This window comes from Haloferax marinisediminis, assembly GCF_009674585.1.
Taxonomy (GTDB): domain Archaea; phylum Halobacteriota; class Halobacteria; order Halobacteriales; family Haloferacaceae; genus Haloferax; species Haloferax marinisediminis.
In genome coordinates, this window is sequence record NZ_WKJP01000002.1 from 1 (window position 1) to 20299 (window position 20299).

Consider the following 20299-nt stretch of genomic DNA (forward strand, 5'->3'; position numbering starts at 1 on the left):
CCGGTTCGTCCTCGACGCGGGTGCCTCCGTGCCGAAGCACACCAACGAGGTCGAACACGAGCAACACGTCCTCTCGGGGCGGTACGTCGTCGGTATCGACGGCGAAGAGTACGAAGTCGAAGCCGGTGACTCGATTTTCATCCCCGCTGGCGTCGTCCACTGGTACCGAAACGAGTCCGACGAGGAAGGCTCGTTCCTGTGTGCCGTCCCGAACGGTGACGACGAAATCGAACTCGTCGACGACGAGTAAGCGACACAGACACACCACAGACGCGACGCGCAGACGAATCCCTGAAATACCACGTCACCGTAGCAGGCATCGTGTCTAAACAGGTCACCCGCGTCGACACGCTCTTTCTCCACCAGACGGACGACGACTATCTCGTCGTCGTCCAGCGAGATGGAAAGCGGGTGCTCCGCGGTAAACTCGAACTCAAAGAGACGAACGCGGGCCCCCGTCCGTTGCGATTCCTCGTCATCCGAAAGGGCGAAGAAACGCCGCGAGACCCGAGTCAGTTCGTCGAGCTCGCCCGGTCGGCCTCTCGGATTCGTATCTCACAGCAGACCTCCCAGCACGGCCGCGAGGAACTCAAAGCGATGCTCGACGGCTACCAACTGGAGGCACTCGTCGTCCGGACCTGTCGCCGATGCTCGGCGAACAGCAGGTACTCCCCATCACCGACGACACGGCCATCAAGGCCGAACACGAGTACGTTTGCGCGACTGCGCCGTCCGCGAACTCGAACAGGAACTCTCGTTCGCCGGCGGCCTCACGAGAGCGGCCCAAGACCGCCTCGAAGAACTCCTCTACGAGACCGGGGACCTGACCCGTATTACGAACCTCCTGCAAGGAGTTAGACCCCGACCTGACGAAGTTCGACACTATCAGTGCGACGACCGAAGACGTCGACCTCGTCGACACTGCCGACCTCGATATCCATCCGAACCTGAAGTCGATGCTGACAGACCGGTTCGAGACGTTGCTCCCGGTGCAGAGTCTCGCCGTCCGAAACGGCGTCCTCGACGGGAAAGACCAACTGGTCGTGAGCGCCACCGCGACGGGGAAGACGCTCATCGGTGAACTCGCCGGCATCGACCGCATGCTGAAGAGCAAGGGGAAGATGCTCTTTCTCGTTCCGCTCGTCGCACTCGCGAACCAGAAACACGAGGACTTCAAAGAGCGATACGGCCACCTCGGGAAGGTCACCATCCGCGTCGGCGCGAGTCGAATCAACGACGACGGCAACCGCTTCGACCCGAACGCGGACGTCATCGTCGGCACCTACGAGGGCATCGACCACGCCCTCCGGACAGGCAAAGACCTCGGGGACATCGGTACCGTGGTTATCGACGAGGTTCACACGCTGAAAGAAGAAGAGCGTGGCCACCGCCTCGACGGGATGATTTCGCGCCTGAAGTACTACTGCGAGACGCGAGCCAAACGCCGCGACAACTACGACGGCGCACAGTGGATTTACCTCTCAGCGACCGTCGGCAACCCGAAGTGGTTGGCCCAAACCCTCCGTGCCAACCTCGTCGAGTACGAAGACCGACCGGTTCCAATCGAGCGACACGTCACTTTCGCGAACGGCCAAGAGAAACCGCGCATCGAGAACCGTCTCGTCAAACGGGCGTTCGACACGAAATCCTCGAAGGGGTACCGCGGCCAGACGATTATCTTCACCAACTCGCGGCGTCGGTGTCACGAAATTTCGCGAAAGCTCGAGTACAACGCCGCGCCGTACCACGCCGGATTGGACTACAAGCGTCGAAAGCGAGTCGAACGCCAGTTCGCTAATCAGGACCTCGCGGCCGTCGTGACCACCGCGGCACTCGCGGCCGGGGTCGACTTCCCGGCGTCGCAGGTCATCTTCGACACGCTGGCGATGGGTATCGAATGGCTCTCTGTTCAGGAGTTCAGCCAGATGCTCGGGCGCGCCGGCCGGCCGGACTATCACGACAAAGGGACCGTCTACCTGCTGGTCGAACCGGACGCCTCGTACCACAACTCGATGGAGATGACCGAAGACGAAGTCGCGTTCAAACTCCTGAAAGGCGAGATGGAAGAGGTCAGGACCGTCTACGACGAGTCGGCCGCCGTCGAAGAGACGCTGGCGAACATCGTCGTCGCCGGGAAGAAGGCGAAGTCGCTCAACGACCGGATGCTCGGCGAGGTGCCGACGACCCACTCGGTCGGAAAGCTTCTCGAATGGGAGTTCATCGATGGGCTCGAACCGACACCGCTCGGTCTCGCGATCACCCGGCAGTTCCTCTCGCCGAACGAGGCGTTCCGCATCCTCGACGGAATCCGTCAGGGCCTCTCGCCGTACGACATCGTCGCCGACCTCGAACTCGCCGACGAAGGACGATAGCCAGCGCGTCTCCCGGCGACGGCCGCGACGGTCTCCACCCGGCGGAAGCGAGGTTCCGAATCCCGCCACGCTTTTCGGGTGCCAGTACGTCCGTGGTTCCGTGGTAGCGATAACGCCGGCCATCCTCGTCGTCTTCGCCGTCATCCTCGTCGCGTTGGCGTTCTTCGCCACCGAACCGGTTCCGGTGGACGTGACAGCCAATCGGCATCATGGTGACGTTGATGCTGATTCAAACCCATCTCGGAGGCATTCGTCGCAGCGGGACTACTGGGCACCCCCCATCATCCTCTTCGAGTCGTATCCCGGTGACGCGCTCTCCGGGTTCGCCAACACAGCGACGCTGACAGTCCTCGCGATGTTCATCTTGAGCGAAGGCGTTCAGCGAACCGGCGTCATCCAGATACTGGGGGCGAAGATTTCGGCGGTCACCCGGCGAGAGCGAGTTGAAGCAACTGGGTGCGACCGTCCGGTGTCGTCGGACCGATCTCCGGGTTCATCAACAACACCGCCGCCGTGGCTATCTTGCTGCCGATGGTGACCGACCTCGCAGAGCGCGGGCGGACCTCGCCGTCGAAACTCCTCTTGCCGCCTCTCGTACGCGTCGATGTTCGGCGGCATGCTGACGGTTATCGGAACGTCGACCAACATCCTCGCCAGCGACGTCTACTCGCGCATCACCGGCGAAGCACCCTTCTCGATGTTCGAGTTCACCACCCTCGGCGCCCTCGTCATGGTGGTCGGAGTCGTCTACCTCCTCACTATCGGCCGCCGACTCACCCCGGCACGTATCGAACCGCGGCTCGACCTGACCGAGGAGTTCGAGATGGCCGAGTACCTCACCGAAGTGGTCGTCCGCAAGGACTCCCCACTCGTTGGACAACAGGTCCAGCGCGCCCTCGTCGAGACGGACTTCGACGTCGACATCCTGCAACTGATTCGTGGTGACAGCGTCTTCCTCGAACCGCTCGGGCCGAAGGAGATACAGGCTGGCGACGTCTTCACCGTCAGAACCGACCGCAACACGCTCGTCGAGCTTCTCGACGTCGAGGGCCTCAACCTCGTCGGGGAAACCGTCACCGAAGACGAACTCGAACTCGCCGACAGAGGGCAGAACCTCGTCGAAGTCGTCATCGCACCCGGGTCGTCGCTCGTCGGCGAGTCGCTCGCAACCGCGAGTTTCCGCCAGCGGTACGACGCCACAGTGCTCGCCCTCCGGCGTGGTGGCGAACTCATCCGTCGCCGGATGGACAACCTTCCACTCCGTGTCGGTGACACACTCCTCGTGCAAGCGACTGTCGAGAGTATCGAACGCCTCGACACCAACCGTGACTTCATCGTCGCCCAGGAAATCGAACGCCACGACTACCGCGAGTCCAAGATTCCCGTCGCTGTCGGCATCGTCGCGGGCGTCGTCCTCTTGGCGGCACTCGGGTTCATCCCCATCGTCGTCTCGGCGTTGCTCGGGTCGCTCGCGATGGTCGCGACGAAGTGTCTTCGACCGACCGAACTGTACGACGCCGTCCAGTGGGACGTCATCTTCCTCCTCGCGGGTGTCATCCCGCTCGGTATCGCGATGGAGAACTCGGGGGCCGCTGAACTCCTCGCCGAGATGGTCGTCATGAGTGGTGAGTTTCTCCCACTGCTCGCAGTCCTCGGCGTGTTCTACTTCGTGACGGCGCTGTTGACGAACGTCATCTCGAACAACGCGAGCGTCGTTCTCATGATTCCCGTCGCAATCGAGGCGGCGACGACACTCGGTGCGCGTCCGTTCTCGTTCGTCCTCGCAGTGATGTTCGCCGCGTCGACCGCGTTCATGACGCCGGTTGGCTACCAGACGAACCTGTTCGTCTACGGTCCGGGTGGCTACAAGTTCACGGACTACATGCGCGTCGGCGGCCCGCTCCAACTGGTTCTCGGGTCGTGACGACCGTCGGTGTGGCGTACTTCTTCCCACTGACCTGACGAATCAGAACGAAACCCTTTACACTAAGACGAAAAGAGGAGTATATGCGGGACCGTGGGTTAGCCTGGTATACTTCGGGCCTTGGGTGCCCGTGACCCCGGTTCAAATCCGGGCGGTCCCATACCCATTAAGGGGAATTCGGCTTATTTTGCCGGTTTTAACAGCCAACAGCGGTGGTTGGCGTGATGCTCCTCTCCCTCGAGGCCCAGCCTCGTGAGTGTGAGTATTGCGGGTCGCACGTCACCCACAACTTCTGTCGCGTCTACGGCGATTCTGAGGACCGCGTACACCGATGCCGAGAGTGCGACACCGCCGTTCGGATTCAGCGAGGGTCTGCAGCCGGCCGTGACGTTCCAACGCCGGACCCGCAAGAGTCACCCGGTCGTCACGGTGGGCAGCCAGAGAGGTGGTCGAAGTGACGCCTGTCGACTTCGTCCGCGCCTCGAAGCTCTACCACGTCGAGAGTCAGACGGCCGTTCGTCACCCTGCTCTCGACGCGACTGACGCCGACGTTCGTCGAGCGGTCGGAGGTGACACGGCGTGACCGTCGAGTGTCCAACCTGCGGCCACGACAGCGAAAAGCTGCATCGTTGCGAGCGGTGCGGCCGTGACCTCGTCGGAGATGACCGCCAATGAGCCACGTAGCCTCTGCACCCCACGAGACTCGTGGCAACCTACTGTACACGGAGTACGAAGACTCGCCCTACTGGGCCGTCCGCCAGCTGTACAACCACATCGACGGCGGTGCGAAAGGAATCGAGGTAGAAATACCACGCTACGACGCGCCGGGAACAGAGGTTTGGACGGTTTCACTCGGGTTCCACGAGTCCGGGCTGTCTCCCTCGAAACGTGATACCGTCAACTCGCTCCTCGAGTACGACATCAACGCCTACGGTGAGGGACAGCGAAAACTCCCGATTATCATTCAACCCCGACTCGGATGGGACGACGAGAACCGGCCAAACAGCGTTCCTGCGAACCTTGGCCGTTCGACCAACGTCAAACTGAACAACACGGTCAACGTCGAACTTGACGAGATTCCCCATCTCATTCGCGAGATATTACGTGCCGTCTGTGAGAGAGTCGGCTTTGACTGGTCTCGTCGGTACTTCACAGAGACACCTCACGAGTATTCGACCATCACCCAGCACGAGCGGTACATCCGCATCCTTCGGGACATGGCGAAGAAACTCGTCCACAGCGACGGGGTTTTCATGAAACTCTTCATGCTCGTCGCAGACCTGGAGGGGTCGCACGTCGTCTACGATTCGAACAACGAGAAGGTTGTTGGCTACAACCACCAACTCCGATTCGACCGCAAGGCCATCGAGGAGATTTCGAAGAATAGCCGTCATCGACCACGCGGGATGCAGCTCAAGCACTACCATCCCGAGCACGTGCGCAAGAAGTCGGGTGACGACCCACTGTACCACCCGAAGCTCGGTGCGCTCTACAAGAAGAATCTGAACCAAGACCAATCGGTTCGGTGGACCGACCGCCACGACCTCGTCGACGACCTGGAAGAGAAAATGATGAACGTGCTCGAGTGGGCCGGCATTCCAACGAATCCGGGGTCATGGTTCGTCGAAGACGACCACTTCGTTCCCGGAGAATCCGACCGGCGGATTGCGTTCTGGGACGACCCGACGCCGGAAATTGAGGCGTCGCAGGAGTCGGTTATCATCCGGACGCTCCAGGAGCTGGAAGACTCTGACCGCGACGTCCTCGAATACGTCGCCATGGCCGACGGGGGAACTGTCGACGGGGCAGCCGAAGAGACCGGGTGGTCCGAAGCGACCGTCTACCGCGTCCTTCAGCGACTCAGCGGCCTCCTCGACTGCGACAATCGTGTTGTCTCGTGGGTCTCCTCGAAGATGTCCCAACAGGTCCGCGAAATCGTCTCTGTCACCGAGGACGTCGTCGAGTCCAACGCACGACTCATCGAGAATGTCCTCTCTGTCGACCCACGTGACCTGGAACGCTCCGGCCGTGCTCTGCAGAACTGGCTCAATCGATACGGTGCTGAAGTCGTCCAGGGGATGGACGATCGCTCGAAGCGCGTGAAGATTCGCGTTCGGTCGATTCTAACCGAATCGAAGAACAGCACTGCGAAAGGCGAGTACCTACCCGACGTGATCGACGCAGGCTACTCCGCGTGGTGTGACGCCGGCCTCGACGCCGGTCGGTTCTACAACGCCATCATCGAATTCGACCAGGCGTACGGTCCAAAACAGTCCGCAATCGCGAGTCAGCACCTCAGATAGAGCGGCCCTCGTGAGTGGCAACACTACTCGTCGTCTCTTTCTTTTATATACTACACCTTGGTTTTCGCCCGGACCCGTGTTTCGGGTGGACCCTTCGACACCTGTGAGCGACGGCATCGCGCCGGTTCCGCGGCAGGTCGGTCGCACTGCGTGCGACCATCCCCTTAGCGAGTGTGACTAACGTCACAACTTTCAAAAAATAACCCTCCGGCTGTGTAGCTCCAGTTGACGCAGTCGAAAGGGGAGGGGCGAAGGGTTGCATGAAGAATTCGGAAGTTGATGCTTGAGTAACTTCCACGCTCGCTGATTACGCAGTGTGAAGCAGCAACAACCGAACCTATTCGACGCAGGAATGGAATTTGATTAGTCGTCGAACTCGTCCAGACTCGATTCTTTCCGGACGAACTCTTCGCGGGCTCTTTGATAGGCCAATTTTCCTGTCTCCTCGGGAACCATCCCATCAAAGAATTTGTCCTTCACCATGTCTTTGATCTCACCTGGGTCTTCTGACTCCCACATTATCCTAAAGTCACGCTCTTTAACCACGTCTGCGTCTGAATCCTTTATCATACCATAGTTCAGAGCGATCTCCAACAGTTCATCTATCCGCGAATCAACAACGCGGTCTATGTTCCGGCGGTTGGTCCCCAGATGGATTTTGGATTTGAATGTCCGCTCAAACTCTCGTTTTCTAAATTCCTTTGGTTCATCAACCGAGCCCATATTGTTTAAGTAGAGTTGGAGCAGCACTTCGCCGAGAGGAAACACTGGGTGACTGGTTAGGTGGAATCGAATATCGTCGTTCTCAGCAAGTGTTGGGTCGATTCCGTCCTCTCCTAATCTCCTCAAATTTGGATTTTCAACGTGGCCATCGTGGTATTTTATCGTCTTATCTTCCTCGTCTGCTTCAGGAGGCATTTCGGCCTCGATTAATTTCCAAACAGCATACTCGTCGGGATCTGTAGCAATCTTCATCACTTCCATGTCTGCATCGACAAGATCGATTGCTCGAGTGAACGTGAGATACTGAACTGACTGAATTGAAAGGTCTGAACACTGAATGTGTCTTTTTATTTTATCACGCCGTGACCCGGACTCGAGCAGGTCTTTGGTCGTGTTAATTTCATCAACCCAGTGTTGGTATTCCTCGCCACCTACATTACAAGAAACAAAACAGAGATGAACACCACTAGGTTGTTTTTTCGCTAGAAGTAACTCTGCTCCAGAGTCACCAAATTCACGAAGAGGGTTTATGATCGTTGTCTCAAATCCACTATCACTCCCCATTGCAGCGTCCTTAGGGGAAAACGCATTCACGATATCCCGGAAGAGGTTGTACTCTTGCTTACTTGTTGACTGAAAAGTCGTGACATAGCTTTTCCTTGCTCTCTCTTCGTCGATGCTGTCGTATTTTTTAGTGAATAACCGCTCAAAGGAGCGTTTGTCTCCTTTCCCCAGTTCAGCAAAATACCCGTCGTCGTATGGTTTTGGGTCCTTCATGCGACTTTCTTCGGGGTACATTCTGAGTCGAAGTGGTCACTCAAAAAGTTGAATATCCGAAGAGACTGGTCAATGTCAGTCAACTCTCTCGGGAACACCCGAACTTGGTTTCCTTTACTCTTGAGAGTGGTTCTCTCGTTAGTAGTTTCATCAATTAACTCTGCTTGGAAGGATTTGAATTCGGGGTACGCAGTATATTCTGAAACGCTGAATTCCCAAAAGTCGGTATCCATATGCGATTCGAAGTTCTCCAGGTTTTCCGCACTGATACCATCAGCAACCTCAACGGCCCAAGGAGTACTCACAGAGAACTTATCTTCTCCGAAGAATGCACTGTCTGCTTTTCCGTAGTGCCCAGTATTCGCGTACTTTTTCATCTCCTTGACACGTTCAACTTCTTTATTGAACTGCAGCCACAGTTCTTGGAGGCTACCATTGACGTGTACGAACGTACCGTCTGTTTTTATTTTGAATTTGAATTCGTTGGGCTTCTCAAAAACCATTATCTGAGGTAAAATCCCGTAATTATACCTCATCTCACGGTAGGTGTCCAGTCCATCGATAGCACGATACTGAATCGATCGTTCAGTTTCAGGACGACGTCGAGCGCTTATTTTCGAATCAGCAGAGCGTCTCGCACTGAAATATGGGACTAATATATTTTCGTGGTTTGCCACGATATCCTTCCGCAACTCGTCCAGCTCACGCTTGGAAAGCATTAGACGACCCAGGTGAGGCGTTTCGATCAGAAACTTTGAGATGGTGGGTGGAATTTGGTCCGTTTTGTTTGCGTTTGTAATGAACAGAGGAACATGGTCATCGAGGTAGACATAGCTGTAGACCGGTTCTTCATCAACTGTACTGTGTAGTAGATGGAGATCGCCGGACGAGTTAAGGATGCTAAAGCTAGACTGCACAAAGCCTAGGAACTCGTCCTTTCCGCCAGCCAGATTGTTAACTGCGCCAATTATGTTAAATTGGCCAGAGGCTTGCTCATTCTGATAAAGATAGTCAATATATTTAATGAGCGCAGCCTGGTCATCGAAGGACTCATCAATTATATCTAAGAAGTCCGACGACTGCTCAGGCATTAGACACCTCTTAGAGATGATTGCCCACTCTGGCGCTCAATACTTCTCATACCACATGATATGTATAGAGTCCGAATAGTTTTTCGGATATTCATCCTTCAACGAACTTACTTCGAGATACAATTTCAGCGCGAGTCTCTTCTAACTCACCAATATTGTCATACAGGTCCTCTTGTACAGTATCAGGGATCTCCTCAGACACATTCTCTGATTCACTAATCCGTTGGATTACGCCCTTGTATTTGGTCACTTTTGAGTAGAAATCCACCGCGTTCTCTAACTCAGACCCACGGAAAACCCCGCCTAATAGTCCGATATTTACTGCACTGGCTTCATACACCGTTGTCGGGATTGAGTCGGGAGAAGGCATATCATCAGGTTGTAATTGACGACCTGGAGGACGTTTGCTTAACCGCGCCATTTGATTAGCACAATCAGTAATTCCGGTCATTTGGCCGACTTCGGTGAGAAGGGCCCGCTTCAGCTTTTTTCTCTCCCAAACTTGCCTAGCAGAGTACACTAAGAATGCAGATACGAAGGACGCGGCAACTCCGATGATAGTAGAATCCGGTAGACTTGCAGAAGAGCTAGACTGAGCAACGATAGTTGGGAGCGTAACCATACTTATTGATATTCCTGATTCTTTTAAAATCTGAATGGTAATACCCGGCCAGTAACTACGGGTTCATCTCACCTTCAGTCTCAATCGACCTATGGAATGTCTCCAAGAAAAATCAAGAGCTAGGTAATTCAGATTCAATCTATCGACTAATGAGTAATCTATTCCATGGTTAAACAAAGATCCGCCGTGGATGGATTTTCACTTGCTCTGAGTTACGATGTCCACCTGAGCCGTAGAACCGCAGCCGCAGCGACGAGGCTTCGACAGAGCGCATATTTCGAACCCGAATTCCACCACCTCCAGCACCACCAGTAGCAGAGTAGAGCACGAACACGTACAAGCCACCTTCTCGCCGGAGTCGAGCATGGTAGTCCTCGAAAACCCGGAAACGACCGATTTTCCCGCTTCTCCGATTCACCATTGCAGCTTTGATTTCAACGGGGCGGCCGTCGTCGGTCTCAGCGTCCTGCCAAGATGAGTGCGCAGAGACAAGACCGTATCTCTGCCGAGCAGCACGCTCAGCGAGTGCACCGTAGTGGGCTGCTTTCTTACTCCGATTCGTCATGACCTTTGACCCACGACGTCTTCGCGCCGATCACCTCGAGGACAGAGAGCAAAATTCCGGTTCCACGGGGGACGGGCAACCACCGGGGTGCCGCCAATCGGCGCCACTGTGTAAGTAAGTATGCGACCACGGGGGGTGTGTGGTGGTGGTGATGGTCCAGAGTCGCTGTCGTCATGCGCTTTCTCCTTCTGGGGCCGCCACGAGGTCTCGATGTTGTCCCTTCTGCCACTCTCGGACTCTGTCGCCAACCCACGAGGTCGAGTATGGAACGAGGTATTCGGTGTCTTGGCTGTTCTCCTTGCCGATATCGGCGTAACTCATACCGTCGTCATCCCACGGACGGGCAGCACGGATTGCTGTCGAGATAGCTTCCTTCCGCCTCGCATCGTCGGCAGTCTCGACGTCCTCCTGGTCGTCGTCAGTCTCGTCCTCGAGGTCGACTGCGAACGAGGAAGCTTCGTGTTCGTCGTATCGTTCGGCAGTGTCGGTGATACCCTTGTACTCGGCTACTTCCTCGAATTTATCCGTCGTGCCAGTGGATTCGAGGATTTTCACGCGGCCGGGGTCTGCGCGAGATGGCTTCTCGAAGATTGCAGAGTAAAGTCGTCGGAGGTCCTTCGCGGTGTCTGCGCGGGTATGGCCGACGATGAGAACCGAGCCACGTTTCGCGTACTTGTCGCCGGTTTCCTTCTTCCGGACGTACTTGAGCGCCTTGGCGAATCGGTCGGCAGACTGTGCCTCAGCACCGCGCGAAGTGAGCGACTGACTCCCTTCATCAATTATCGCGAGGACAGGGCCATCGAAGTTCGCCATCTCGTCGAGCATCTCCCGAGCACCCGAGATGTGAGTTCCGCCGTTCCACTTGATGTTCGTGACCACCTTCCCGCCAGTGACGGCTTTCCAGATCCGACCGATATCGAGCGTCATCGCGGTCTTCCCCGAACCCGGTGGACCGAGTACGGCACCGATTGCTCCCTCGTCGGTGAGCATCCGGGCCATTCGGGTGAGCCCCTCATCGCCGTCTTTCGTCCTATCGACGAGACCAACCATCCCTTGTAACTGCGAGACGTTTCCGAACTCGTAGGCCGTGTTTATCGAGCGCGTCGAGGAGGACGAGATGATGATTTCGGCCATTCGAGTATCGAGGAAGTCACCCGCGCGGTCGGCCCAGAGTGAGCAGTAGTGGTTGAGGAGGTCGAGCGTGTGAGCGTCGTCGACGAGTCCGGCGAACCGGCGAACGTACTCAGGCCTCTTGTCTCCGAGCTCACCTCGGAGATAGGTTCGTCCCTGTGCGGCGGCATACTGGTCGTTTTTGCTATTGCTCATGGGCTTCCTCCGTCGTTGAGCATCGGGTCAACGGGCTCGAGGGCATCGCCGTCACCTTCGAACACCAGGTCCATTCCGGCGAGGTCGTCCTCGATATCGTCGCTGGCGTCGTCCGACGAGAGTCGGTCCGGTAAGAGGTCGTCCGGCAGCGTCTCGGCAATCACTTCGTCGATAGTCTGGCCACCCATGTTCGGTGCGAGGTGTCCCTCGAGGGCGGCGTTCTGTGCAGCCGCGCGTTGACGGTCAAGTATCCGCACTATCGAGATGAGGTTGTTCCGGATGTGCTGGCCGCGTCGGGCCTCCGGCTCGAGGTAGTTCATCATCTCGTTGATGATGTTGAGCGCCTCGTCGATGTCGTGGTGGCCGACGATGTGTGAATGTGGCCGCATCCCGCGCCACGTACCAACTGCGAGGTTTCGCTCGTCGTCGTAGTGGTAACACTCGTAGGCTTCGCCCTTGCTCTCAGTGAGAGGGTTGAGGCTTCCTGCCGCGACTTCCATCTCAGCAAATTGGTCCTCAGAGAGTTCCCAGTGCTCTACCTTCTCGTCGTTACCACCGTCGATGACGGCGAGCGAGACGGTCGGCGGGTCGGGTATGAGGTCGTCGATCTTCCCACTCGCGACGAGTGCCGCGATGCCTGCGATAACGAACATCCCGACTGCGAGCGGCGTCCACTGCGGGAGTGCCACGTCGCCAGCGTAGACGGCCACGGCACCGATTCCGCCGAGTTTGAGGGCATCGTCGCGCTTCATTAGAGCAACCTCTCTGCGGTCATCTCCTTGTCTTCGCGCTTCTTCTTCACGTACCGGAACGTCCCGGCGGCGGTGACGATTGCAGCACCACCGACGAGCGCGTTCGCGGTTCCCCACTTGACGGGGGGGTTCCCAGCTCGTACCGCATCACTTCGGAGCGCGACGATTCCGTCAGCGTTGCTCGAAGAGATAGTCACTGCGCTGGCTCCGTTGAAGTCCTCGGCGTTGAATTTCACCGTCGTCATTCCAGGGGTCAAGGTCAAGCGACGCATCCGGGCTTTCCCTGCCGCTTCGCCTTCTCCCTCCGAGAGAATTCGCGAGAGTTTCCCGGCGTCGGTGATGGCAACGCGGGTCGGAACGTCGACGTCGAACGTGACGTAGAACGTCCCGTTGTCGAACCGCCAGTTCGTGATACTAGTCGTTTCGGAGAGTTCGATCGTTCGGTCTACTTCTGGCGTCGAGGGCGCGGGCGTCTCCGTCGTGTTTTCGTTCGATTGCGCGGCGACGGTGCCGGCGAGTGCGGGCGTTGCGACTGCGGTCATGATGAGTATGAGTGTGAATATGATTCGGCGCATGGTCGTGGTCCGAAAGGGGAGGTTGGTTAGTTGGCTGTGCTAGCCCTTGATGACGGCAAGGAGCAGAACGACGATCGCACCCGCGATAATCGCCTTATCTTCGGTGCCGACCCCACCGCCGAGGTCAAGGCTGCCACTGCTTGATTTGGCTTCTTCGTACTCGTCGCGGACGGTTTGGAGTCGGTCTAACTCCTCTTGAAGATTCGAGGCGTTCGTTTCCTCGTAGACGTATTCCTGTGGTACTGTGGTGGTCACCGATTCGCCTGTGTCGGTGTTCGTCGCACTCGTGAGAGTGAATTCAGTACCCTCCTGTCCAACGTCGATGATGCCGGACGAGTTGTTATTCTGGTAGGCAAAATACAGCGTTCCGTTGTAGTCAGTGACGTTGTATGTCGTGTTAGTATCCCACCCGGCGGATGCGTCACTGCCGGTATAGAACAGCGTACCCTCATAGGTCGACGTGTTCGTTCCGTTCGTGATTTCGATGGTGTGGGAAACGTTCAGGTCCCCAGATGCACCCATCGCGGCAAGTTGCATTGCCGCGTATGAGTAGTATCCAGTGGAATTGTACTCGGTGGATGCTTGGCTCGCAATGAGCGTCGGGTCCAGTTGTGCTACTTCGGTCGAGTTGAATTCACTACCGTTGTACTGGGAATAGAACGACGTTGCATATACGTCGATGTTCGACTTTACCTGAGTCGATTGATTCCCGAGGTCCGTGTAGGTCTGTTCGTATGGGTCAGACTCAAACACTGCCTGATAAGAACCAGTTGGCGGCTTCGTTTCGACCCAGAAGTCCGTTTCTGCGGGGTCTGTATCGAATTGTAGAGTGTAGCCGGACGTGTCTTTCAGATAGATGGACGTGGCGTAAATCACCGTCCCATTTTCCAGCAAGACGCTACTAACTGTCGGGTCGCCTTGTTGTTCATCGAGGCGGTATAGGTCGCTTGGGACCGTTGCCGAGCCACTGTCGTAGACGTGGCGCATCTCCACGCTCGTCTGGTTCCCGAGGTAGAATATTTGCGCAGCACGTTGGTTGTAGTCTTGAACGAGGTTGTACTGAATGTTCGAATAGTACTCTTCGACGGTCGCGTTCGCCGCGGCGGTCGCGTTCGCTTCGGTGGACCCGTTTTGTAGTTCGTTGATGAGGGTGAGCTTCGCCTTCATGAAGGCCACCGAACGGGTGTCTTGCATGAAGTTGTTAGTCGTCGTCAAGTACGAATTCTGACCCTCGTGGATACCCACAGCGGTTGCGTGGGCATCGGTTGCGGAGACGTTGGCGTAGTCTATTTCTTGCCCAGTGAGCCAACGGCAGCCGGTGTCGGTGCCGACTAGCGTGTTCCACGCCGCGCCTAAGAGTGAGTCTGTTAGGTCGCAGTCTTCGGACCACTCGGCAGAAGCGTCACCGACAGGTGAGGCACCCGGAAGGGCACCACTCATTGCGGCGGTCGTGACGAGCACCCCAACGAGTGCGAGGGTGCCGGTCTGTCTCGCCTTGACCTTGACCCCCAGTCGTTCTCAAGAAGATACTCCAGAATTCTATCGTCCCAAATCGTCATCCAGTCACCTGATTTCCTGACCATGAAATCTACGCAGATGCAGTGCCCTCTCCACCGTTCTCTCCGTCCAATTCCTCTGCGTTGAGTTCTCCCTCTAAGTATTCCTCGCCGATTGGAGTGATGACGTAGACACCATTTCCGAGATGTTGCAACATTCCTTTGTCTTTCAGACGTCGTAGTCGACGCGAAATCTGAGACCGAGAGACCTGAAAATAGCCAGATTTGTCCAACTCACCGGGACTGGCAGAGCCATTCTCGTCAATATATTCAAGAATCCGGTCGTCCCAGATGGTCATCCACGATGCGGATTTCCTCATTCTCTGTGAATATTTGCGTAGGTCACTACTATTGCTACTGTATGTGGTATTAGTGCAGACATATGTATTCAATGCACCGACCACAACATTTATGCAAAAATAACGAATATGAACGAGTACGGAACCACGTGAGATACCGTCGGCTCGAGATGATATTTGTAGGCCCTGAGTGCGGTGAGACCAGCACCGCACCCGGGAAGGTTCCGTCATATAACCATGACGGATGCCACCAAAGCGGGTGTTAACACCCGCATAGTCACCAATGCGGCACAGTTTGATAAGGGCGATGGGTACCCATGTGCGATCTGCCGTGTTCGCGCTGCAATCGGTATCGACGCTAAAACTCGTCTGAGCGTCTGCCGGAAGTGCGCCGGCCGGGAGGTCGAATAAGCATGGACCGACCTTCAGAACTCAAACCCCGCGAGGCAGTTCGCCGGTACCTTGACCGCCGTGGGACGGAACTCTCGTCATCGTCCATCAAGACCTACAAGTACCGCCTGAAGCTCTGGGTCGAGTGGTGCGAGGACCGGAATATCGAGCGCGTCTCTGACCTGAACGGGTGGACGTTCGAGCAGTTCGAGGCGTTCCGCGCCGGTCAGGACATCGCTTCACCAACGCTCCACAGCGAGATGGAGACACTGCTCGGGTTCGTCGAGTATCTCGAACGCATCGAGGCTGTTGACGACGGTCTCTCGAAGAAGGTCCACGTGCCGAGCGTGCCGATGTCGGAACGGTCGCGGGATACGATGTTGGTTCCTGAGGACGCGCTTCGATTGCTTCGGTTCTATCGGTCTCACAGTAGCGTCCGTGGAACTCGGTTCCACGCTGTTCTTGAGCTGGCGTGGCACACTGGAGCACGTCTTGGTGCTCTTCGTGGTCTCGATCTTCGTGACTACTATCCCGACGAGCAGTATGTCGAGTTCGTCCACCGGCCGGAGTCCGAGACGCCATTGAAGAATCAGATGAACGGTGAGCGCACGGTCTCGCTCTTGCCGGAGGTCGTCGAATCGCTGAACACCTACATCAAGAAGTTCCGACCGGATGGTCACGACGACTTCGGTCGCTCACCGTTGTTCGTCACACACCACGGGACTCGTATCTCGAAGAACGGCTTTCGGGGGTGGATGTATCAGGCGACGCAACCGTGCGTTGCTGGTCCGTGTCCGCACGAATACGAGAAAAATTCCTGCGAATTTGCGGGGTCATACACTCAGGGAAGCAAGTGTCCGTCTTCTCGAGCACCACACCACGTTCGGACGGGGTCAATTACGTGGCACAGAGACCGCGGGTTCCCTCCTGAGGTGACGGCAGAACGCGTGAATGCGTCTCAGGACGTTATTGAACAGCATTACGACAAAGCGTCCCAGCGCGAGCGGATGGAACTTCGTCGCCGTCCTCACCTGGACAAACTTCGGATTGAGTGAGCCATGAGTAGGTACATCTCGGTTCAACCGATAGAGGTAGTGGAGAGTCGGCTACTGATGGGTAATTGCACGCCTGATGGTCGCAATTACGGTCATCCTCGCAGCCGTTATCGGGACGTTCGTCCTCGGTCTCGGTGACCAAGTTGGCAACACGGCTCCACAGGCGAGTTTCGCCTTCGACTACACGAATAACTCGGCAGATGAAAGTAACTCGATTGATGGTGACGTCCTCAAAATCACTCACGAGAGTGGTGACCAGATTCCGAGTGGTCAGCTTTCGGTCTCAATCAGCAGTGCGAAAACCGGCGCTGGTGGTTCAGTAACTGTTACAGACAGCCAGCCAGTTATTCCTGACCCCATGAGTGCCGGCAAGACAATCACAATCGATGACACCACGTTCGACGAAACTGGTGACGGATCTTCAGAACAGAACCCCGCTAATGACATCAGCCTCGCCGGCGCAACCGTCCGCATCGTCTGGTCCGACGAATCCGGGTCCACCTCGGCGACGCTCCAGAAGTGGTCTGGACCGGAAGCGTAAAATCCGCTAAAACCCGATTTCTTTAGACACTGATACCTGCGACGAGCCTCGGCCTTAGACCGGACGTCCGTCTTCGGACGTGCCGACGAGCCACGTCCCGTAGGTGAGCGCCGCCGCGCCGAGAACGAGAGCGTACGACGTTACTTGTGCGGCGTTCGGAAGCAGCGCGGGGAGCATTGCGAGCGTGCCGACGACCATCAGCGCCATTCCAATAAGCGCGTTGCGCGAACTGAACAGTCCCATATGATTGCGTATCCGGAACAAGAGGATATGGAACTTGCGCTTTTCGTCGCTACGGCGACTCGTACTTCTTCTCGCCCGCGGGGACGACGACGCTCAGCCAGTTCTCTTCGGGTGCAGTGGGCAGTCGAACGTGTCGGTGAACGCGCAGAACGGGTTGTACGCGATGTTGAAGTCCACGACGATGTCGTCGAGCTCCGAAAGCGGGACGTCCGGCGTGAGTTCCATGTACCGACCGCCGTCGTACGTCTGCTGGCCGGTGGTCTTGTCGCGGAAGGGGACGAACAGCGTCGGCGAGTCGTCGTGTTCCTGCTGGTACGCACCGAGTTCGAGGTCGGTGTCGCGCAGTTCGAAGTGGAACGTCGCGACGCGAAGATACCGGACTTCGCGCCCCGCAGTGGTGTCCATCACGACGGGCTCCGGGTCGGCGTGCGTCTCGACAGTCGCCGACACCCGGAAGTCCGGGTCCGGGTCGAAGTAGTCCAGTCCGTCGAATGCCTCGCGCTCTGCCGGTGGAACCGGTGACTGAGGGTGGGAGTCGAAGAAGTCGTCTTTCTCACGCCGCTTTTCGCGAAGTTCGGCCACGTATTTCTCGGGGTCGAACGCGTCGTCGGTCATGGGCGGAGATACCGGCCGCTGACACCTACACCTGACGTTTGGAACGTCTACACCGAGAGGTGGCGCTTCGCGGCCGAGAGACGCTCGAACTGGTCGGGCCGAGAGGTCGACGCCGGCGGCGACGAGGTTCTCTTCGAGTTGGTCGACGGTCCGCGCGCCGATGATGGGAGCGGTGATCTGCGGGTGGTGCATCAGCCACGAGAGACTGACCTGTGCGGGCGACGCACCGACTTCCTCGGCGACGGTTTCGACGGCGTCGAGTGCGTCGAAGTTCGCTGTGGTGAGGTACGAGTCGGCGAATCGTTGGTCGTTCGCCGCGCGAGAGTCCGCCGGTGGCGACTCACCGCGAGCGTACTTGCCGGTGAGGAACCCACCGGCGAGTGGCGACCACGGGATGACGCCGATGTCGTAGTCGTCGCACATCTCGAGATAGTTCCCTTCGACCTCGCGGGTTGACGACGTTGTACCGAGGCTGGGCGATTCTAAACGGTTCGTAGCCACGGCGGTCGGCGAGTTCGTTCGCCTTGACGACCTTCCAGGCGTTCGGTTCGAGCGTGGACGTCCCGAGATAGTTCACCTTCCGTCGCGAACGAACTGGTCGAGCGTGCGCATGAACTCGTCGACGGGGGTGTCGTCGTCCCAGCGGTGGATGTAGAGGAGGTCGACGTAGTCGGTCCCGAGTCGGTCGAGGATACGGTCGATTTGCCGGCGCAGATGCTTTCGGTTGAGACCGTGCCCGTTGGCGTCCTCGCGAGTCGCCAGAATATCTTCGATGCGATGACGAAGTCTTCTCGATCGCGATTCGCGAGCCAGTCACCGATGTACGACTCACTCGCACCGTCACCGTACATGTCGGCGGTGTCGATGAAGTTCCCGCCCGCGTCGGCGTAGGCGTCGAGCAGTCGGTGCGCCTGTGCAGCGTCGACTTCGACCTCGCCTGTGTCGTTCTGTCGGCCGAATCGCCACGTTCCGAACGCGATTTCCGATACGCTCGTGCCGGTTCGTCCCAACGGACCATCTCGACGACATACTCGACTCGACGACTGGTCGTGGTAAAGAATCTCGATTCACCCGCGACTATCGGAATTAATTGGAGAATACGTACTGCGGTAAAACGTCAAAAATGACTCTGCCGAAGGAGGGTCGAGTCGCGCGAGTTTACGAACGGGCGTAGTTGTGCCGATTACGAGTGCGAGGCGTTGAGCGCGACGAGCGCCACGAAGACGGTGAGTTCGCTCGCTTCGAGACCGCCGAACAGGAGTGGAACGTACAGAAAACGGGAGGGCGACGCGGCCAAAAGCCAACGAATCGGAGTGGCGCCGCAACGAGTCTCACACCACCGTCGGAGTTGCTGCGTCTGCGACCATCTCCCGGAGTTCGGAGAGACGTTCGCGTGGGGGAGGTTGGTGATGAGTTTGACATAGCGGGGGAACCTACATCCACTATATCAACTCGGGGTCATAATTACGTGCGAGATTCGCTTCGTTTCACCCTCATTTAGTCGAGATATTCTAATAAACGCTGAAATTCATTGCCTGTCTAGAGGCAATCTAATACTTTATAGAGTCTTCTACTCTTTTATTCAGTGCTACCTTCTGTAATCTCGAACAGTATGAATTCTCTGAATATATGCGAAAAACGTGACGTTAGAACACAAACCGGCGCACGTCGTCCAGTTTTGGGAGTCGATTAGGACGTTCCAAAATGCAGCACGTGAGGTGATTTTCGCGCTCGGTGTCGAGGCCAGATCACCACACATTAGACGGGCGTGAAACCCGTCTGGTCTCCAACGGGCACTTCCCGTATCGATTTACTTCGTGAGCACGACTGACGAATCATGTCCGACCTCAACCGCGTTGCCAAACGTATGTACAACATCCACCCAACGCGATGTACCTCGTCGTCGACGAGGACCTCGAGGGGCGGTTTACCCTCCAGAGCGCGGAGTTCTTCCAGACAGAGTTTCAAGCAGAGGGGAGTCGTGAGGGCGACGACGCGGCGTATCGGTTCGCGACGACCGAAGACAACGATGCCGTCATCGTCGGGAGACAGGCACCCGGAGAAGAGGGCTGGTCGATGGTCGGTGAAGTCACGTCTGTCGAGCGACTCGAAGCGTAGTCCGACCGCGACACTCAGTCGGTCGGCGTTGCGCTGTCGCCGAATCGGTGGCGGAGTTCACGCCGAATCGCCACGTTTCAGGAGGATGAACCCGAAGAAATGAGCGCGAAGCCACCCGCAGTCGCGAGGTTCGGGACCTCGTTCAGAAGACCCACCCGGAGAGTGCTGCGAAAATCGGGGCCACGTAGGATACGAGGTTGATTTCGATGGGGCCCAGTCGCTCCAGTAGGTCGAAGTAGATGAGAAAGCCGATTGCACTCGCCGCCACCGAGAGGTAGGCGAGTGCGAGGAGCGATTCCGTGTTCAACACGACGTCGGCGAACGACTCTCGGAGACCGACCGAGATGGCGTGCATCAACAGGGCGCACCGAGCATCGACCACATCGTCTCGATCGGCATGTCAGACTCGATACGACGGGTGAGGACGACCCGAGGGCGAACGCCGCGGCGGC

Annotated in this window: 15 protein-coding genes, 1 tRNA gene and 6 pseudogenes; 10 read left to right on the plus strand and 12 right to left on the minus strand. The window is 57.2% G+C overall.

What is annotated here, in order from left to right; all coding sequences use genetic code 11:
* From GJR98_RS14450 to GJR98_RS14470, 7 genes and pseudogenes are all read left to right on the plus strand, one after another.
* The coding region (locus tag GJR98_RS14450) for a cupin domain-containing protein (protein ID WP_151139470.1) at positions 1 to 250 on the plus strand (250 nt) is incomplete at its 5' end.
* A gap of 71 nt (positions 251 to 321) precedes the next feature.
* Positions 322 to 2372, plus strand: a pseudogene (locus GJR98_RS14455) (DEAD/DEAH box helicase).
* A 100-nt stretch (positions 2373 to 2472) separates the two neighbouring features.
* A pseudogene (locus GJR98_RS14460) lies at positions 2473 to 4334 on the plus strand (SLC13 family permease).
* Between the two features lie 49 nt (positions 4335 to 4383).
* Positions 4384 to 4456: transfer RNA gene (locus GJR98_RS14465), tRNA-Pro, on the plus strand.
* Positions 4457 to 4520: 64 nt separating this feature from the next.
* Positions 4521 to 4754 carry a DUF7563 family protein gene (locus tag GJR98_RS17685; RefSeq protein WP_151135001.1) on the plus strand — a complete coding sequence of 78 codons (234 nt, stop codon included), beginning with the start codon at positions 4521 to 4523 and terminating at the stop codon, positions 4752 to 4754.
* On the plus strand, positions 4751 to 4879 hold the full coding sequence (locus GJR98_RS17870) for a hypothetical protein (RefSeq protein WP_255518392.1): 129 nt from the start codon (positions 4751 to 4753) through the stop codon (positions 4877 to 4879). The genes GJR98_RS17685 and GJR98_RS17870 overlap by 4 nt, the downstream gene beginning before the upstream one ends.
* Positions 4880 to 4967: 88 nt before the next feature.
* The gene (locus tag GJR98_RS14470) at positions 4968 to 6599 is read left to right on the plus strand and encodes a helix-turn-helix transcriptional regulator (protein WP_151135002.1); all 1632 of its coding nucleotides are present in this window, start codon (positions 4968 to 4970) and stop codon (positions 6597 to 6599) included.
* Between the two features lie 363 nt (positions 6600 to 6962).
* On the opposite strand, the gene GJR98_RS14475 is transcribed toward GJR98_RS14470, so the two are convergent.
* The 8 genes from GJR98_RS14475 to GJR98_RS18060 all read right to left on the minus strand — a co-directional run bounded on the left by GJR98_RS14475 (position 6963) and on the right by GJR98_RS18060 (position 14906).
* Complete coding sequence (locus GJR98_RS14475; RefSeq protein ID WP_151135004.1) at positions 6963 to 8099, minus strand: hypothetical protein; 1137 nt, start codon at positions 8097 to 8099, stop codon at positions 6963 to 6965.
* The gene (locus GJR98_RS14480) at positions 8096 to 9190 is read right to left on the minus strand and encodes a hypothetical protein (RefSeq protein ID WP_151135006.1); all 1095 of its coding nucleotides are present in this window, start codon (positions 9188 to 9190) and stop codon (positions 8096 to 8098) included. Before GJR98_RS14480 ends, GJR98_RS14475 begins: the two co-directional genes overlap by 4 nt.
* Positions 9191 to 9281: 91 nt before the next feature.
* Positions 9282 to 9812, minus strand: a complete 531-nt coding sequence (locus GJR98_RS14485; protein ID WP_151135008.1) for a hypothetical protein — start codon at positions 9810 to 9812, stop codon at positions 9282 to 9284.
* A gap of 736 nt (positions 9813 to 10548) precedes the next feature.
* A complete protein-coding gene (locus GJR98_RS14495) occupies positions 10549 to 11703 on the minus strand; it encodes a hypothetical protein (RefSeq protein WP_151135012.1) in 1155 nt (384 codons plus the stop codon).
* Positions 11700 to 12455 (minus strand): hypothetical protein, encoded by a 756-nt coding sequence (locus GJR98_RS14500; protein WP_151135014.1) that lies wholly within the window; start codon positions 12453 to 12455, stop codon positions 11700 to 11702. Before GJR98_RS14500 ends, GJR98_RS14495 begins: the two co-directional genes overlap by 4 nt.
* Positions 12455 to 13030, minus strand: a complete 576-nt coding sequence (locus GJR98_RS14505) for a hypothetical protein (RefSeq protein WP_151135016.1) — start codon at positions 13028 to 13030, stop codon at positions 12455 to 12457. Before GJR98_RS14505 ends, GJR98_RS14500 begins: the two co-directional genes overlap by 1 nt.
* Before the next feature lie 39 nt (positions 13031 to 13069).
* Positions 13070 to 14470: a hypothetical protein gene (locus GJR98_RS14510; protein WP_151135018.1), complete on the minus strand. Its 1401-nt coding sequence runs from the start codon at positions 14468 to 14470 to the stop codon at positions 13070 to 13072.
* A gap of 148 nt (positions 14471 to 14618) precedes the next feature.
* On the minus strand, positions 14619 to 14906 hold the full coding sequence (locus tag GJR98_RS18060) for a PhiH1 repressor (RefSeq protein WP_394349859.1): 288 nt from the start codon (positions 14904 to 14906) through the stop codon (positions 14619 to 14621).
* A 392-nt stretch (positions 14907 to 15298) separates the two neighbouring features.
* Here GJR98_RS18060 and GJR98_RS14515 point away from each other — a divergent pair, with 392 nt between their 5' ends.
* Both GJR98_RS14515 and GJR98_RS14520 read left to right on the plus strand, forming a co-directional pair.
* Positions 15299 to 16330: a tyrosine-type recombinase/integrase gene (locus GJR98_RS14515; RefSeq protein ID WP_151135022.1), complete on the plus strand. Its 1032-nt coding sequence runs from the start codon at positions 15299 to 15301 to the stop codon at positions 16328 to 16330.
* 76 nt (positions 16331 to 16406) lie between these two features.
* Positions 16407 to 16871, plus strand: coding sequence for a type IV pilin (locus tag GJR98_RS14520; protein WP_151136807.1), 465 nt, complete (start codon positions 16407 to 16409; stop codon positions 16869 to 16871).
* Between the two features lie 54 nt (positions 16872 to 16925).
* On the opposite strand, the gene GJR98_RS14525 is transcribed toward GJR98_RS14520, so the two are convergent.
* The 3 genes and pseudogenes from GJR98_RS14525 to GJR98_RS18140 all read right to left on the minus strand — a co-directional run bounded on the left by GJR98_RS14525 (position 16926) and on the right by GJR98_RS18140 (position 18790).
* A complete protein-coding gene (locus GJR98_RS14525) occupies positions 16926 to 17114 on the minus strand; it encodes a hypothetical protein (RefSeq protein ID WP_151136805.1) in 189 nt (62 codons plus the stop codon).
* Between the two features lie 49 nt (positions 17115 to 17163).
* A pseudogene (locus GJR98_RS14530) lies at positions 17164 to 17729 on the minus strand (DUF1684 domain-containing protein).
* A 47-nt stretch (positions 17730 to 17776) separates the two neighbouring features.
* Positions 17777 to 18790, minus strand: a pseudogene (locus tag GJR98_RS18140) (aldo/keto reductase).
* Between the two features lie 776 nt (positions 18791 to 19566).
* Between GJR98_RS18140 and GJR98_RS14545 the strand changes: the two are divergent.
* A pseudogene (locus GJR98_RS14545) lies at positions 19567 to 19847 on the plus strand (transcriptional regulator).
* Positions 19848 to 19861: 14 nt separating this feature from the next.
* Here GJR98_RS14545 and GJR98_RS14550 read toward each other — a convergent pair.
* Positions 19862 to 20299, minus strand: a pseudogene (locus GJR98_RS14550) (DMT family transporter); the annotation flags it as partial.

Bases quoted from the DNA above. Each gene is read 5' to 3' on its own strand.
- GJR98_RS14480 (WP_151135006.1), bottom strand. From the start codon at position 9,190: ATGCCTGAGCAGTCGTCGGACTTCTTAGATATAATTGATGAGTCCTTC.
- GJR98_RS14495 (WP_151135012.1), bottom strand. From the start codon at position 11,703: ATGAGCAATAGCAAAAACGACCAGTATGCCGCCGCACAGGGACGAACC.
- GJR98_RS17685 (WP_151135001.1), top strand. From the start codon at position 4,521: ATGCTCCTCTCCCTCGAGGCCCAGCCTCGTGAGTGTGAGTATTGCGGG.
- GJR98_RS14520 (WP_151136807.1), top strand. From the start codon at position 16,407: ATGGTCGCAATTACGGTCATCCTCGCAGCCGTTATCGGGACGTTCGTC.
- GJR98_RS14505 (WP_151135016.1), bottom strand. From the start codon at position 13,030: ATGCGCCGAATCATATTCACACTCATACTCATCATGACCGCAGTCGCA.
- GJR98_RS14485 (WP_151135008.1), bottom strand. From the start codon at position 9,812: ATGGTTACGCTCCCAACTATCGTTGCTCAGTCTAGCTCTTCTGCAAGT.
- GJR98_RS14500 (WP_151135014.1), bottom strand. From the start codon at position 12,455: ATGAAGCGCGACGATGCCCTCAAACTCGGCGGAATCGGTGCCGTGGCC.
- GJR98_RS14470 (WP_151135002.1), top strand. From the start codon at position 4,968: ATGAGCCACGTAGCCTCTGCACCCCACGAGACTCGTGGCAACCTACTG.
- GJR98_RS14475 (WP_151135004.1), bottom strand. From the start codon at position 8,099: ATGAAGGACCCAAAACCATACGACGACGGGTATTTTGCTGAACTGGGG.
- GJR98_RS14510 (WP_151135018.1), bottom strand. From the start codon at position 14,470: ATGAGTGGTGCCCTTCCGGGTGCCTCACCTGTCGGTGACGCTTCTGCC.
- GJR98_RS14515 (WP_151135022.1), top strand. From the start codon at position 15,299: ATGGACCGACCTTCAGAACTCAAACCCCGCGAGGCAGTTCGCCGGTAC.
- GJR98_RS14525 (WP_151136805.1), bottom strand. From the start codon at position 17,114: ATGGGACTGTTCAGTTCGCGCAACGCGCTTATTGGAATGGCGCTGATG.
- GJR98_RS18060 (WP_394349859.1), bottom strand. From the start codon at position 14,906: ATGAGGAAATCCGCATCGTGGATGACCATCTGGGACGACCGGATTCTT.